The sequence below is a fragment of the Micromonospora phytophila genome (genome assembly GCF_023656545.1).
GTDB classification, from domain to species: domain Bacteria; phylum Actinomycetota; class Actinomycetes; order Mycobacteriales; family Micromonosporaceae; genus Micromonospora; species Micromonospora phytophila.
On the sequence record NZ_JAMOKF010000127.1, the window covers coordinates 1 to 13596 of the forward strand.

The following is a 13596-nucleotide window of genomic DNA, read 5'->3' on the forward strand; positions in this document are numbered from 1 at the left end:
GGGCACCGGGGCGCCGCCGCGGTGGACCGGACGGCCCTGGCCGACCTGCTGCTGCGGGTCGGCCGGCTCGCCGACGAGCAGCCCCGGGTCCGTTCGCTGACCTTGAACCCGGTGCTCGCCCGCCCGGACGGCATCTCGGTGCTGCACGCCACCGTCCGGGTCGGCGCCGCCGCCGACCGCCCCGACACCGGTCCCCGCCGCCTCTGAACGGTCCCGGGGGGTGCCGCCGAGCAGGTCGCGTAGCCGGGCCGCGCGGGGACGGGCTGGCGCGGCGGACGGGCCGCCCACCGCGCCGGCCGCTCAGCCGCGCTCGGAGATCTGCTGGACACCCCAGGTGTTGCCGTCGGGATCGGCGAAGAAGACGAAGCCCACGTTGTCCAGCGGGTCCGGCACCGGGCGGGGATTTTCCCCCAACACCTGGATCTCGCTGACCTCGACGCCCCGCTCGACCAGCTCGGCCCGGGCCTTGTGCAGGTCGGGCACGACCAGTTGGAGCCCCTTGAGCGAGCCCGGCGGCATCTGCGGCACCATCCCCTTGCCGATCACGATCGAGCAGCCGGAGCCCGGCGGGGTCAGTTGCACCACCCGCGCGTCCTCGCTGATCACCGTGTCGTGGTCGACGGCGAAGCCGAGCTGGTCGGCGTAGAACGCCTTGGCCCGCTCCACGTCCGAGACCGGTACGACCACCACTTCCAACGTCCAGTTCATGGTGCCTCTCCTCGTGTCGTCGCTGTGCCGTGCAGCAGCTCGGCGAGCCGCGTGAAGCTCTCGGTGACGCCGCGGGTCATCGGGTAACGCAGCACGGCGTCGCGCCCCTCGCCGGTGGCGTAGCGCAGCGTGGTGGTGACCGTGGTCCGCCCGATCAGCTCGGTGAACTCGTGGCTGACCAGGGTCTCGCCCGGGTAGGACTGGTCGTCGAAGAGCTCGGTGCAGACCAGCCGGCCCGGTGGTTCGATCCGCCGGTACACCCCACTCTGGACCATCCGGGCGTCGTCCGGGCCCTGCGACACGAAGCGCCAGCGCCCGCCGATGCGCAGGTCCACCTCGCACTCGACCAACCGCCAGCCGCGCGCGCCGTACCAGCGGACCAGCAGCTCCGGCCGGGTGAAGGCGGCGAACACCAGCGGCGCCGCCGCGTCGAACACCCGGCTCAGCACGATCTCCCGGTCGCCCGGGGTACGCACCACGAGCGGATCGTCGAACCCGGTCACCGACCGGCGCCCCGGGCCTCGTCGCGGCCGGCGGTCCGGCTCCGGGCGTCGTCCCGGTCCGTGGTGTCACCGTCGCCGGCGGTCGGGGTCCCCAAGTCGTCGGCGTCCATGGCCCGGAGTTCGTCGAGCAGGGCGTCGAGGCGCTGATAGCTCTCCGCCCAGTAGTCGCGGTAGTCCGCCAGCCAGGCGGTGGCCTCGCGCAGCGGTCGTGCCTCCAGGCGGCAGGGCCGCCGCTGGGCGTCCCGTCCCCGGCTGACGAGACCGGCGCGCTCCAGCACCTTCAGGTGCTTCGAGATGGCCGGCTGGCTCATCGCGAAGGGCGCGGCCAGCTCCGTCACGGTCGCCTCGCCGGCGGCCAGCCGGGCGAGGATGGCCCGCCGGGTCGGGTCGGCCAGCGCGGCGAAGGTCGCGTCCAGCAGTTCGGTGCCCACCGCTCATAACCTCCTGGTTCTATAACCAAGTTGTTTCTATCGCGGTTCCATCGCCGGGTCAAGCAACCGCTCAGCACGCGAGGCCCCGGCGAACCGCCGGGGCCTCGCGTGGCTCAGGGATGTCAGCAGGCGTACGCCTCCAGGCGCTGCGCCCGCTCCGGGGCCCGCAGCTTCAGCAGGGTCACCTTCTCGATCTGTCGGATCCGCTCGCGGGACAGGCCGAACTCCCGCCCGACCTCGTCCAGGGTGCGCTGCCGGCCGTCGTCCAGGCCGAACCGTAGCCGGATCACCGCCTGCTCGCGCTGGGAGAGGGTGGCCAGCACGATGCTCACCTCGTTGCGCAGCTCGCCCTGGGCGGCGGCGTCACCCGGCTCGGCGGCCGGGTCGACCGCGGCGACGAAGTCGCCGAGCGCGCTCTCGCCGTCCTCGCCGACCGCCTGATCCAGGCTCACCGGCTCCCGGTCGTACGAGATCAGCTCGATCACCTGGAACTCCGGGACGTCCATCGCCCGGGCGACCTCGGCGAGGGTGGGCTCGCGCCCCAGCGAGACCGCCAGCTCGCGGCGGGCCCGGACCATCCGGTTGACCTGCTCGACCATGTGCACGGGGATGCGGATCGTGCGGGCCTGGTCGGCCATCGCCCGGGTGATCGCCTGCCGGATCCACCAGGTGGCGTACGTGGAGAACTTGTAGCCCTTGGCGTAGTCGAACTTCTCGACCGCCCGGATGAGACCGAGGTTGCCCTCCTGGATCAGGTCGAGGAAGGCCATCCCGCGACCGGTGTACCGCTTGGCGATGCTGACCACCAGGCGCAGGTTCGCCTCCAACAGGTGGTCCTTCGCCGCCCGGCCCTGCGCGACGACCAGCTCCAGGTCGGCCCGCAGTTCGCCGGAGACCGGCGTGCAGGTGGTCAACTTCTCCTCGGCGAACAACCCGGCCTCGATCCGCTTGGCCAGGTCGACCTCCTGCGCGGCGGTCAGCAGCTTCGTGCGGCCGATCCCGTTCAGGTATGCCCGGACCAGATCCGTGGAGACGCCGCGCTCGTCGGTGGCGTCCAGGTCGGTCAGGGCGTCGGTGGCGGTGTCGGCCTCGGTGGTGCCGGCCGGGCGCGTCCGGTGCTCCATCATCTGCAGGGCCATCTCTGTCTCTCCCCGTGTCCACGTCTGTGCCGCGTCGCTCCGGCCCAGTGGTGCCGGTGTGACACACAGCTTGGCGGGCGGGGCGTGAAACGGGAGTGAGGCGATCGGGGACCCGACAGGAATGCTGTCGGACGCCTTCACCGCGTACGCGTGTCGTCGCCGAGGGTGTCTTGCCGGCTCCGGTTACCGTGCCAGCGGTCGGCCCGCGGGGCCGACCGGCGCCGGCCATCGTCGGCGTACCTCGATCAGGCAACGGAGGACGTCGTGGTCTTCAAGCGGCTCATGCAGGCGATGGGCGTCGGTGGCCCGTCGGTGGAAACCGTGCTGGCGAACCCGGACTGCCGCCCCGGCGGCCAGTTGACCGGCACCGTCCACGTGGCCGGCGGCGACCACCCGGTGGACGTCTCCTATGTGGCCCTGGGCCTGGTCACCCGGGTCGAGGTGGAGAGCGGCGACAACGACTACGACACCACCCAGGAGTTCCACCGGCAGGCCGCGACCGGCGCGTTCCGGCTGGAGCCGGGGCAGCGCCACGACATCCCGTTCCGCTTCGACGTGCCCTGGGAGACCCCGGTCACCGAGCTGTACGGGCGGCACCTGCACGGCATGACGATGGGGCTGCGTACCGAGCTGGAGGTGGCCCGCGCGGTGGACAAGGGCGACCTGGACGCGGTGGCGGTGCACCCGCTGCCGGCGCAGGAGCGGATCCTGGAGGCGCTGCTCCGCCTCGGCTTCCGGTTCGCCAGGGCCGACGTGGAGCGGGGCCACCTCTACGGCGTACGGCAGAGCCTGCCCTTCTACCAGGAGATCGAGTTCCTCCCCGCCCCGCAGTACGCCGGGGCGATCAACCAGCTCGAGGTCACCTTCATCGCCGATCCGCGGCAGATGCAGGTGGTGCTGGAACTCGACAAGCGGGGCGGCCTCTTCACCGAGGGCCGGGACGCCTTCGGCCGCTTCACCGTCGAGCACGCCACCGCCGAGCGCACCGACTGGGCGGCCCAGCTCGACGCCTGGCTCCGCCAGTCCCTCCAACGCCGCGGCCTCTTCGGCTGACCGCCCCCGCCCCGCCCCGCCCGGCGGGCGCCAACCCCGGTGATCAAGAAGTTTGCGTCCTCATCCGGCCCGGTTCTGGACGCAAACTTATTGATCAATCCGGAAAGGGGGGAGGGGGAGGGGTCAGAGGTCGAGGAGGATGGTGCGGGGGCCTACGTTGACGCTCTCGACGAGCATGTGGGCGCGGAAGCGGCCGGTCTCGACCTTGGCGCCACGGGACCGCAGCGCCTCGATGACCTCGGTCACCAGCGGCTCGGCGACCTCGGCGGGGGCGGCGGCGGTCCAACTGGGACGCCGGCCCCTGCGGGCGTCGCCGTAGAGCGTGAACTGGCTGACCACCAGGATCGGCGCACCGGTGTCGGCGGCGGACCGCTCGTCGTCCAGGATCCGCAGCTCGTGCACCTTGCGGGCCATCGTCCGGGCGGTCTCCACGGTGTCGGTGTGGGTCACCCCGAGCAGCACCAGCAGCCCGTCGTCGATCGCGCCGACCACCTCGCCGTCGACCGTGACGCCGGCCCGGCCGACGGTCTGCACCACCGCCCGCATCAGCCGGCCCTCCGCGGCCCGGCCGGCGACACCGCGGCCAGCCGCCGCTCGACGGCGGCCCGACCGGCGCGGCTCCGGGCGGCCGTGCGGACACCGGGCCGGTCGGTGGGGCTCGGGTCGGCCGGGCGCGCTCCGGACCGGTCGGTGCGGCCCCGGTTGGCCGGGTGCGTGTCGGGCCGGTCGCCGGGGTTCGGGGTGGGCGGGTGCACCGGCGGGCGGGTCACTCGGACACCGGCTCGATGAAGCCCCGCTCGACCAGGTGCGCCACGATCGGGCCGGCCGCCTCGGCCAGTTCCTCGGGGGCGACGTCGTGCGCGGCGGCGAGCAGGGTGAGCTGGTCGCGCAGCGGCAGCCGCCCGTCGGCGCCGCCCACCAGGGCCAGCACCAGGGGGTCGATCTCCTCGGTCCAGCGCAGCCCCTGCGGCATGGCGAGGACCTGCCGGTCCACCGCCCAGCCCTCGTCGCCCATGGTGGCCTCCTGCCGCAGCTGGAGGCCGTCGGCGGCCCGGTAGCGCGCGGCGAGCAGCCCGTCGGTGTCGTGTCCGCGCAGCCAGTCCTGGCGGTCGAACCAGCCGGCGATCCGGTCGCCCAGCGGTGTCTGCACCCGCTGGCGCAGCTCCTCGACGCGGACCACCGGGTCGTCGTGCCCGGCCCGGCGCAGCGAGACGATGCCGAAGCCGATCGCCTCCACCTTGTGCGCGTCGAACCAGTCCAGCCAGTCGGCCATCCGCTGCGGGTCGGCCGCCTCGCCGACGTCGGTGAGCCACAGGTTGACGTACGCCATCGGGTCGGCGACCTCGCGCTGGATCACCCAGGCGTCCAGCCCGGTGCCGGCGAACCAGCCGGCCACCCGCTCGTCCCACTCCTCGCCGGTGACGTGCACCCAGTTCGCCAGGTACTGCATGGTCCCGCCCTCGGTCAGCAGGCCGGGCGCGGCGGCGGCCAGCTCGGCGCCGATCGAGTCGCCCACCCGGCCGGAGTCGCGGTAGACGTGGGTGGTGGTGCCGGGGCCGACCACGAACGGCGGGTTGCTGACCACCAGGTCGAAGCGGCGGTCGGCGACGGGGGCGACCATGTCGCCGCGGAGCAGTTCCCAGTCCTGGCCGTTGAGCGCGGCGGTGGTGGCGGCGAAGCGCAGCGCCCGCGCGGAGACGTCGGTGGCGGTGACCCGCCGGGCGTGGGTGGCCAGGTGCAGGGCCTGCACGCCGGAGCCGGTGCCCAGGTCCAGCGCGGTGTCGACCTGCCGGCGGACGGTCGCGCCGATCAGCGTCTGGGTCGCCCCGCCGATGCCCAGCACGTGCTCGGCGTGCAGCGGGCGGCCGGGCCGGGCGCTGGCCGGCACGTCGGCGAGCACCCACCAGTCGTCCCCGTACGGCTCCAGGTCCAGGCCCATCCGCAGCCCGCCGCCGTGCCGCTCGACCAGGCCCCCGGCGAGCGCCTCCTCCAGCGACAGCGGCGCGAGCGCGGCGGCCACCGCTTCCTCCGGCTCGGTCTGCTCGCAGATGAACACCCGGATCAGCGTGCCGAGCGGGTCGAGGTCCTCGGTGGCGCGCAGCGCGGCCCGGAAGTCGTTGCGGGCCACCCCGCCGGTGGCCTGCGGCCCGAGCCGGCTGGCGATGCCGTTGGCGGTGAATCCGGCCCGGGTCAGCGCGGTGCGCAGCGCGTCGACCCCGGCGGGGGAGAGCAGCATGTCGTGTCCGTCCACGTCGCCATCCTGCCTGGTGTCGACGGCAGAGGTCGGGTCACCCGGGACATCGGGGGCGGCACCAGCATCAATCGATATCCATCCCTATCACGCTCATCGATCGATGGATTACCATGTGCGCACCATCCGTCGTTGGCGCGTCCGTGCCGGCCACGAGCCTGACCGGGCGCGCAGGTAGGGAGGCACATGATGCCAACAGGGTCCGTTTCGCGCCGACGCCTCGTCCGGGCGTTCGCCGTCGTCGCCACCGCCGCGGCCGTCTCCGTCGCCGTCACGACTCCGGCGCAGGCGGCGCCCACCGGTGAGATCCGGGGCGCCTCCGCCCCCACCGCGATCAGCGGCAGCTACCTGGTCGTCCTGAAGACGGACGCGGTCGGCGCCGCCGGCACCCTCGCCGCCCGCACCGCCGTGCCGGACCGGGCCGGCAAGCTGGCCGAGCGGTACGGCGCCAGCGTGGTCGACGTCTACAGTGCCGCGTTGACCGGGTTCAGCGCGAAGATGAGCGCCGGCCAGGCCCGCCGGCTGGCCGCCGACCCGGCCGTCGCGTACGTGGAGCAGGACCAGGTGGTCACCGCCGCCGCGACGCAGACCAACCCGCCGTGGGGTCTGGACCGCATCGACCAGCGCAACCTGCCGCTCAGCGGCACCTACACCTACCCGAACACCGCCTCCAACGTCCGGGCGTACATCATCGACACCGGCATCCGTACCACGCACACCCAGTTCGGCGGCCGGGCCACCTGGGGCACCAACACGGTGGACAGCAACAACACCGACTGCAACGGCCACGGCACCCACGTCGCCGGCACGGTCGGCGGCTCCACCTACGGGGTCGCCAAGCAGGTACGCCTGGTCGCGGTGAAGGTGCTCAACTGCTCCGGCAGCGGCAGCACCACCGGCGTGGTCAACGGCATCAACTGGGTGACCGCCAACGCGGTCAAGCCGGCGGTGGCCAACATGAGCCTCGGCGGCGGGGCCAGCAGCGCCATCGACAACGCGGTGACCAACTCGATCAACTCCGGGATCAGCTACGCGGTGGCCGCCGGCAACTCCAGCGCCAACGCCTGCAACTACTCCCCGGCCCGGGCGGCGGCGGCGCTCACCGTCGGCTCCACCACCAGCAGCGACGCCCGGTCGTCCTTCTCCAACTACGGCTCCTGCGTGGACATCTTCGCCCCCGGCTCGAGCATCCTGTCGGCCTACCGGACCAGTGACACCGCGACCAGCACCCTCAGCGGCACCTCGATGGCCTCGCCGCACGTGGCAGGCGCCGCCGCCCTCGTGCTCTCGGCCAACCCGTCGTACACCCCGGCGCAGGTGGCCAGCTACCTGACCACCAACGCCACCACCGGCAAGGTGACCAACCCCGGCTCGGGGTCGCCGAACCGCCTGCTCTTCGTCGTCAACTGACCCCGACCGGCCCGGCGGACCGCCTCGCGCGGTCCGCCGGGTGCGGTCCGTGCCCGGGTTCGGGGCGTCGCCGGCCGGCGGATCAGGCGGCGACGCTCTGTCCGGCTCGTTCGGTCGGGGTCGCCGCGCCGGCCGCGGGGAAGGCGCGGCCCGCGCCGTCCACGCTCACCGAGACGGCCGCCCCGACCGGTACCGCCGTCGCGTCGTCGAGGATCCGGGCGGTGATCCGGGTGCCGTCGGCGAGCCGGAGCCCGACCAGCGCGTCGTGCCCGTGGAAGTCGTGCCGCAGCACCGTCGCGGTGACCGCCCCGGGGCCGGGGGAGAGGCGGACCTGCTCCGGGCGGACCAGCACGGTCACCGGGCCGTCCGGGGCCGCCCCGGCGATCGGAACGGTGCCCAGCGCCGTCCGGGCCGCGCCGCGTTCGGCGACCGCCGGCAGCAGCTCCGCGTCGCCGACGAACACGGCCACCCACTCGTCGGCCGGCCCCCGGTAGACGGTGGTCGGGGCTGCGCACTGGACCACCCGGCCGGCGCGCAGCACCACCACCCGGTCGGCCACCGAGAGCGCCTCGCCCTGGTCGTGGGTGACCAGCACGCCGGTCGCCCCGTCGGCGCGCAGCGCCTCGCGTACGTCGTGCCGCAGCCCGGCGCGCAGCCCCGCGTCGAGAGCGCTGAACGGCTCGTCCAGCAGCACCACCGACGGTCGGGGCGCCAGCGCCCGGGCCACCGCCACCCGCTGCTGCTGCCCGCCGGAGAGCTGGTGCGGCATCCGGCCGCCGTAGCCGGCGAGCCCGACGAGGGTGAGGACCTCCTCCACCCGGTCGCCCCGGCGGGCGGCCCGGTCCAGGCCGTAGCCGACGTTGGCGGCCACGTTCAGGTGCGGGAAGAGGGCGCCCTCCTGCGGCACCACGGCGATCCGGCGGCGGTGGGTCGGCAGGTGCCGGCCGTTGCCGGCGACCGGGGCGCCGTCGATGCGGATCTCCCCGGCGTCGAGCCGTTCGAAGCCGGCCAGGCAGCGCAGCAGGGTGGTCTTGCCGCAGCCGGACGGGCCGAGGACCGCGGTCAGCAGCCCGGCCGGCACGGTCAGGTCCACCCCGGCCAGCGCGGTGACCGACCCGTACCGCTTGACCACGCCGGTCAGCACGACCTCGCTCATCACCGGTCCTCCTTGTCGAGCAGTCCGCTGCGGGCGACCAGCAGCCAGGTGGGCAGCGCCGAGATGGCCACCAGCAGCGCGGCGTATGGGGCCGCGGCGGCGTACGCCCCGACGGCGGTGGCGGTCCACAGCTCGGTGGCGAGGGTGTCCGTGCCGGTCGGGCGCAGCAGCAGGGTGGCGGGAAGTTCCTTCATGCCGGTGAGGAACACCAGCGCCGCGCCCGCCCCGATGCCCGGCAGGATCAGCGGCAGGGTGACCGTGCGCAGCACGGCCAGCGGGCCCCGGCCGAGCGAGCGGGCCACCTCCTCCAGCCCTGGCGGGGACTGGGCGGCGGCACCGGCCACCGCGCCGACGGCGAGCGGCAGGAAGAGCGTGGCGTAGGCGAGCGCGAGCAGCCACCGGGTCTGGTAGAGCGGGAACGCCACGTTGATCCCGAAGAAGATCAGCGAGAGCCCGATCACCACGCCGGGCAGCGCGTGCGCCAGGTACGCCAGCCGGTCGAGCACGGTGGTCAGCGGGCCGGGCGCGCGGGCGGAGAGCACCCCGGCGACGAGGCTGATCAACAGTGAGCCGATCCGCGCGCCGGCGGTGCTCGCGGCGGCGCCGGCCAGGGCGGACAGGCTGCCGCCGGGTGGCTTCCCGCCGGGTGCGCGGGCGGCCCCGGTGTCCCGGCCGGCGGCATGTCGTCCCACGCCGGCCCCCGCGCCGGCGTCGGACGGGCGGGCGAGGGTAGTTCCGCTCCTCATCGGGCCGGCACCCCCTTGACCACCACGCCGTCGGGCACGTCACCCACCACGCAGGCGCCGGCTCCGACCACGCTGCCGGCGCCCACCCGCAGTCCCTGCAGGACGGCCGCGGTGGTCCCGACCAGCACCCCCTCGGCCAGGTGGCAGTCGCCGGAGACGGCGGCCAGCGGGTTGACCGACACGTAGTCGTCGAGCCGGCTGTCGTGCCCCACCGTGGCGTTCTGGTTGAGGTGCACGTGTCGTCCGAGGGTCACGTTCGTGGTGACGCGGGCCCCGGCGAAGACCACCAGGCCCTCGCCGTGCACGAGGTCCGGTCCCACGGTGGCGTCCGGGTGCACGACGCTCGCGGCCGGCAGCCCGTAGCCGTCGAGCCGCTGCCCCACCGCCCGACGTACCCGCGGGTCGCCGATGCCGACGAGCAGGTGGGTGTCCCGGGGCGCCTCGCGCAGCCATTCCAGGCCGCCGAGGAACTCCGTGTCGAGCTGCCGCACCCGCTTGAGGTTCCGCTCCGACGGCCGGTCGTCGACGAAGCCGAGCAGCCGCCAGCGAGGCGCCGGGGCGGCCTCGTCGGCCGCCCGGACGATGGTCAGGACCTCCCGACCGTGACCGCCGCAGCCGACGATCACCAGGTTCGTGGTCATGCCGGCGACACTCCCGTCCGCGCTGTCAGGAACCCGTCGATCGCGGTGAGCACGCGGGTCACCTGCGATTCGTCCAGGGCGGAGCCGCTGGGCAGGGTGAGGCCGTGGGCGAAGAGCCGCTCGGCGGTGCCGGTGAGCAGGCTCCGCGCCCCGGCGAAGACCGGTTGCAGGTGCATCGGCTTCCACACCGGACGGGTCTCGATGCCCAGGCCCGCGAGGTGCGCGCCGAGTTCCGCCGCCTGCCAGCCGGCCTGTTCCGGGTCGACCACGATGCTGGTCAGCCAGCAGTTGGACGCGGTGTCCTCCTCGCCGAGCAGCCGTACGCCGGGCAACGGGGCGAAGAGCTTGGCGTACCGGTCGCGCAGCTGCCGGCGGCGGGCGATCATCGTGTCGAGGCGGACGAGCTGGGCGCGGCCGAGGGCGGCGAGCAGGTTGCTCAGCCGGTAGTTCCAGCCGGTCTCCCGGTGCTCGTAGTGGGGCACCGGTTCGCGGGCCTGCGTGGCGAGGTACCGGGCGCGGGCGAGCAGCTCGGCGTCGTCGGAGACGAGCATCCCGCCGCCGGACGTGGTCATGATCTTGTTTCCGTTGAAGGAGAGCGCGCCGACCCGGCCGAAGGAGCCCGCCGGGCGTCCCCGGTGACTGGCGCCGAGCGCCTCGGCCGCGTCCTCCACCACCGGAACGTCCGCCTCGGCACAGACCGGCAGCAGCGCGCCGTAGTCGACGCAGCTGCCGAACATGTCCACCGGAACGACCGCAGCGACCCGCTCGCCGTCGGCCCGCAGCCCGTGCAGCAGGTCGGCGAGGAGCGCGACGTCGACGTTGCCGGTGCGGGGGTCGCAGTCGACGAAGACCGGCCGCGCGCCGGTGTAGCGGACCGCGTTCGCCGTGGCGACGAAGGTCAGCGTGGGTACGACGACCGCGTCGCCGGGACCGACTCCCACCCCGAGCAGCCCCAGGTGCAGGGCGGCCGTGCCGGACGAGACCGCGACGGCCCCGCCGGTGCCGACGCGGGCGGCCACCTCGCGTTCGAACGCTTCGAGGTCCGGGCCGACCGGGGCGACCCAACCCGACCGCAGCGCGGCGATCAGGTAGGACTCCTCCAGCGGCCCGACATCGGGCGGGGACAGGTGGATGGTCCGGCTCATGGGTTCCCTTCCGGGTCAGGAGTCGCCGGAGAGGTACCGGGCCCGGCCGGCCGGTGCCGAACAAGTCTCATAAAAAGTGCCTCCCCCCGCGAAGCCACCGAAGCGGTCAAAGCGGTTCTATCACTCAATCGTGGAGCGCCAAGGCGTTTCGTGGCACAAAGTTGCCACCTGCGCCCGAAGGGCGATCCAAAGGAGGAATGGGCACGAACGCGATCAGGCCGGGGTCCGGTCCCGCTCCGGCCGGGCGCGGCTGCCCACGAACTCCGGAGCGGTGGCCACCCCCTCGGCGTTGACGCCGTCGCGCCGCAGCACCGTGCGCGCGGTCTCGAGCAGGATCCTCAGGTCCAGCCGGAGGCTGCGGTGGTCGACGTACCAGACGTCGTGGTCGAACTTCTCCTCCCAGCTCAGCGCGTTGCGGCCGCGCACCTGGGCCAGGCCGGTGATGCCGGGGCGCACCTCGTGCCGGCGGGCCTGGGTGGGGGAGTAGCGGTCCAGGTAGTCGTTGAGCAGGGGGCGCGGGCCCACCAGGCTCATGTCGCCGCGCAGCACGTTCCAGAGCGTCGGCAGCTCGTCCAGGCTGGTGGCCCGCAGCCACCGGCCGAGCGGGGTGAGCCGGTCGCCGTCGGCCGTCCGTCCCCGGCGCGGGTCGGGCGCGTGCATCGTGCGGAACTTGACCAGCTCGAACGGGCGACCGTGCCGCCCGGCCCGGCACTGCCGGAACAGCACGGGTCGGCCCAGCCCGCCGGCGACCAGCGCGGCCACCACCGCGAGCACCGGCAGCGCCAACAGCAGCAGCAACGCCGCGCCGACGAGGTCGATGACGCGCTTGACCCGGTCCCGGCGGGTGTCCCGGTCGGGGCGGGGCACGCACACCTGAGCAGACACCGACACGCGTGAACCTCCACCAGGGTGACGGAACGTCATGAATGCGTTCTAACGGCAATGAACCGCTCATGTCTCGCGAATGGCGACATCCGGCTGGTTCCCCCGGCTCAACCGCCCGGACCCGGACCGGGACACGGGTGATCGGCGGGTCGGCTCGAACCCGCACCGGGACACGCGTGATCGGGCGCGTCGGCTCGACCGGCGCGGCTCACGGCGCCGCAGTACAGTGCTCGACGGCCGCACCGGCCGGGAGGGCGGGGGAATCGTGCTGCACCTGAGGATCGTCGCGCCGACGAACCGTTCCACCGCCGTGGTGGACCTGCTGACCGACGACCCGGGGGTGGCCCACCTGGCGGTCCTGCCCGGCGCCGCCCGCCAGCCGGTGGGCGACCTGATCCTCTGCGACGTGGTACGCGAGAGCGCCGACCGGGTGCTGCGTGGGTTGCGGGAGTTGGAGGTGGAGGCGCGGGGCGGCATCTCCGCCGACGACGTCGAGCTGACCCTCTCCACCGCGGCCGACCGGGCCGCGCGGGAGGCCCCCGGCCACGGCGACGACGCCGTCGTCTGGGACGAGATCGCCGCGAAGACCGGTGAGCAGACGGAACTCTCCGCCACCTACCTGGTGCTGATCGTCGTCGCCACCATGATCGCCGGCATCGGCGTGCTGCTCGACCAGCCCATCCTCATCGTCGGCGCGATGGTGGTCGGCCCGGAGTTCGGACCCCTGGCGGCGCTCTGCGTGGCGCTGCTGCGCCGGCAGACCCGGGTCATGATCCGGTCGGTGCAGGCCCTGGTGGTCGGCTTCCTGGCCGCCATGGCCGCCACCGTGCTCAGCACCTGGGCGCTGACCGCCGCCGATCTGGTCAGCCGGGAGATGCTGCTGGCCGAGCGGCCGCTGACCGACTTCATCTGGCGGCCCGACGCGCTGTCCTGGGTGGTCGGCGTGCTCGCCGGGGTGGCCGGCATGCTCTCCCTGACGTCGAAGAAGTCCGGCAGCCTGGTCGGGGTGCTGATCTCGGTGACCACCGTGCCGGCCGCCGCCAACGTGGCCGTCGCCGCCGCGTACGGGGTGTGGCACGAGGCGGCCGGCTCGGCGCTCCAGTTGCTGATCAACCTCTGCGCCATCGTGCTCGCCGGCCTGCTCACCCTCGTCGTGCAGCAGCTCTGGTGGTGGCGGGTGGCCCGGCGGTCCGGACGGGCGGTTCTGCGCCCCTGACCGGTCAGGGGCTCACGTCGGCCGCCAACCGGCGGGCGAGCAGCGTCCGCAGCGGTATCGACTCGCCGTCGCGGCCACCCGCGCCCACCACCAGCGGCGGTGGGGCGGGCTCCGGATCGGCGCCGAGCAGCCGGGCGCGCAGACCGCCCGGCACGGTCAGCAGGTGGAACCGCCCGTCGACGTCCACCGCACGGGTGCGGGCCCGGTCGATGTACCAGCCGCGCAGCCGCGTTCGGTAGCGGCCGCGGCCGTCGTAGGACCGGGCGGTGAGCCGGGTGGTGGCCAGCCCCCGCCGGGCCGCCTCGGCGACGA

At 74.1% G+C, this 13596-nt stretch carries 14 protein-coding genes and 2 pseudogenes; 4 read left to right on the forward strand and 12 right to left on the reverse strand.

Annotated features, from left to right (window positions below; genetic code table 11):
- The coding region (locus tag NCC78_RS16645; protein ID WP_250795497.1) for an acetate--CoA ligase family protein at positions 1-207 on the forward strand (207 nt) is incomplete at its 5' end.
- Positions 208-300: 93 nt separating this feature from the next.
- On the opposite strand, the gene NCC78_RS16650 is transcribed toward NCC78_RS16645, so the two are convergent.
- The 4 genes from NCC78_RS16650 to sigB all read right to left on the reverse strand — a co-directional run bounded on the left by NCC78_RS16650 (position 301) and on the right by sigB (position 2781).
- Positions 301-708 carry a VOC family protein gene (locus NCC78_RS16650; protein ID WP_250795498.1) on the reverse strand — a complete coding sequence of 136 codons (408 nt, stop codon included), beginning with the start codon at positions 706-708 and terminating at the stop codon, positions 301-303.
- Positions 705-1211 (reverse strand): SRPBCC family protein, encoded by a 507-nt coding sequence (locus tag NCC78_RS16655; RefSeq protein ID WP_250795499.1) that lies wholly within the window; start codon positions 1209-1211, stop codon positions 705-707. Before NCC78_RS16655 ends, NCC78_RS16650 begins: the two co-directional genes overlap by 4 nt.
- Positions 1208-1642, reverse strand: a complete 435-nt coding sequence (locus tag NCC78_RS16660; protein WP_250795501.1) for an ArsR/SmtB family transcription factor — start codon at positions 1640-1642, stop codon at positions 1208-1210. The genes NCC78_RS16655 and NCC78_RS16660 overlap by 4 nt, the downstream gene beginning before the upstream one ends.
- 122 nt (positions 1643-1764) lie before the next feature.
- Complete coding sequence (sigB, locus tag NCC78_RS16665) at positions 1765-2781, reverse strand: RNA polymerase sigma factor SigB (RefSeq protein ID WP_372495144.1); 1017 nt, start codon at positions 2779-2781, stop codon at positions 1765-1767.
- Between the two features lie 264 nt (positions 2782-3045).
- On the opposite strand from sigB, the gene NCC78_RS16670 reads away from it, so the two are divergent.
- Positions 3046-3834 carry a sporulation protein gene (locus NCC78_RS16670; RefSeq protein ID WP_250795502.1) on the forward strand — a complete coding sequence of 263 codons (789 nt, stop codon included), beginning with the start codon at positions 3046-3048 and terminating at the stop codon, positions 3832-3834.
- Between the two features lie 123 nt (positions 3835-3957).
- On the opposite strand, the gene dtd is transcribed toward NCC78_RS16670, so the two are convergent.
- A complete protein-coding gene (gene dtd / locus NCC78_RS16675; protein WP_250795503.1) occupies positions 3958-4380 on the reverse strand; it encodes a D-aminoacyl-tRNA deacylase in 423 nt (140 codons plus the stop codon).
- Between the two features lie 220 nt (positions 4381-4600).
- Positions 4601-6085 (reverse strand): DUF7782 domain-containing protein, encoded by a 1485-nt coding sequence (locus NCC78_RS16680; protein WP_250795504.1) that lies wholly within the window; start codon positions 6083-6085, stop codon positions 4601-4603.
- 189 nt (positions 6086-6274) lie between these two features.
- Between NCC78_RS16680 and NCC78_RS16685 the strand changes: the two genes are divergently transcribed.
- Positions 6275-7495 (forward strand): S8 family peptidase, encoded by a 1221-nt coding sequence (locus tag NCC78_RS16685; RefSeq protein WP_308220914.1) that lies wholly within the window; start codon positions 6275-6277, stop codon positions 7493-7495.
- Between the two features lie 82 nt (positions 7496-7577).
- Here NCC78_RS16685 and NCC78_RS16690 read toward each other — a convergent pair whose 3' ends face one another.
- The 5 genes and pseudogenes from NCC78_RS16690 to NCC78_RS16710 all read right to left on the reverse strand — a co-directional run bounded on the left by NCC78_RS16690 (position 7578) and on the right by NCC78_RS16710 (position 12074).
- Positions 7578-8651, reverse strand: a complete 1074-nt coding sequence (locus NCC78_RS16690; RefSeq protein WP_250795505.1) for an ABC transporter ATP-binding protein — start codon at positions 8649-8651, stop codon at positions 7578-7580.
- Positions 8651-9310 (reverse strand): annotated as a pseudogene (locus tag NCC78_RS16695) (ABC transporter permease); the annotation flags it as partial. The gene NCC78_RS16690 and the pseudogene NCC78_RS16695, both read right to left, overlap by 1 nt.
- 83 nt (positions 9311-9393) lie before the next feature.
- Positions 9394-10038, reverse strand: a complete 645-nt coding sequence (locus NCC78_RS16700; RefSeq protein WP_250795506.1) for a NeuD/PglB/VioB family sugar acetyltransferase — start codon at positions 10036-10038, stop codon at positions 9394-9396.
- A complete protein-coding gene (locus NCC78_RS16705; protein ID WP_250795508.1) occupies positions 10035-11183 on the reverse strand; it encodes a DegT/DnrJ/EryC1/StrS family aminotransferase in 1149 nt (382 codons plus the stop codon). The genes NCC78_RS16700 and NCC78_RS16705 overlap by 4 nt, the downstream gene beginning before the upstream one ends.
- 213 nt (positions 11184-11396) lie before the next feature.
- The gene (locus tag NCC78_RS16710; RefSeq protein WP_284706311.1) at positions 11397-12074 is read right to left on the reverse strand and encodes a sugar transferase; all 678 of its coding nucleotides are present in this window, start codon (positions 12072-12074) and stop codon (positions 11397-11399) included.
- Between the two features lie 259 nt (positions 12075-12333).
- On the opposite strand from NCC78_RS16710, the gene NCC78_RS16715 reads away from it, so the two are divergent.
- The gene (locus NCC78_RS16715) at positions 12334-13284 is read left to right on the forward strand and encodes a DUF389 domain-containing protein (RefSeq protein ID WP_250795509.1); all 951 of its coding nucleotides are present in this window, start codon (positions 12334-12336) and stop codon (positions 13282-13284) included.
- A 4-nt stretch (positions 13285-13288) separates the two neighbouring features.
- Here the strand turns inward: NCC78_RS16715 and NCC78_RS16720 are convergent.
- A pseudogene (locus NCC78_RS16720) lies at positions 13289-13596 on the reverse strand (hypothetical protein); the annotation flags it as partial.

Excerpts from the sequence above, each read along its gene's own strand:
- NCC78_RS16685 (WP_308220914.1), top strand. The coding sequence starts at position 6,275 with ATGCCAACAGGGTCCGTTTCGCGCCGACGCCTCGTCCGGGCGTTCGCC.
- dtd (WP_250795503.1), bottom strand. The coding sequence starts at position 4,380 with ATGCGGGCGGTGGTGCAGACCGTCGGCCGGGCCGGCGTCACGGTCGAC.
- sigB (WP_372495144.1), bottom strand. The coding sequence starts at position 2,781 with ATGGCCCTGCAGATGATGGAGCACCGGACGCGCCCGGCCGGCACCACC.
- NCC78_RS16705 (WP_250795508.1), bottom strand. The coding sequence starts at position 11,183 with ATGAGCCGGACCATCCACCTGTCCCCGCCCGATGTCGGGCCGCTGGAG.
- NCC78_RS16650 (WP_250795498.1), bottom strand. The coding sequence starts at position 708 with ATGAACTGGACGTTGGAAGTGGTGGTCGTACCGGTCTCGGACGTGGAG.
- NCC78_RS16690 (WP_250795505.1), bottom strand. The coding sequence starts at position 8,651 with ATGAGCGAGGTCGTGCTGACCGGCGTGGTCAAGCGGTACGGGTCGGTC.
- NCC78_RS16700 (WP_250795506.1), bottom strand. The coding sequence starts at position 10,038 with ATGACCACGAACCTGGTGATCGTCGGCTGCGGCGGTCACGGTCGGGAG.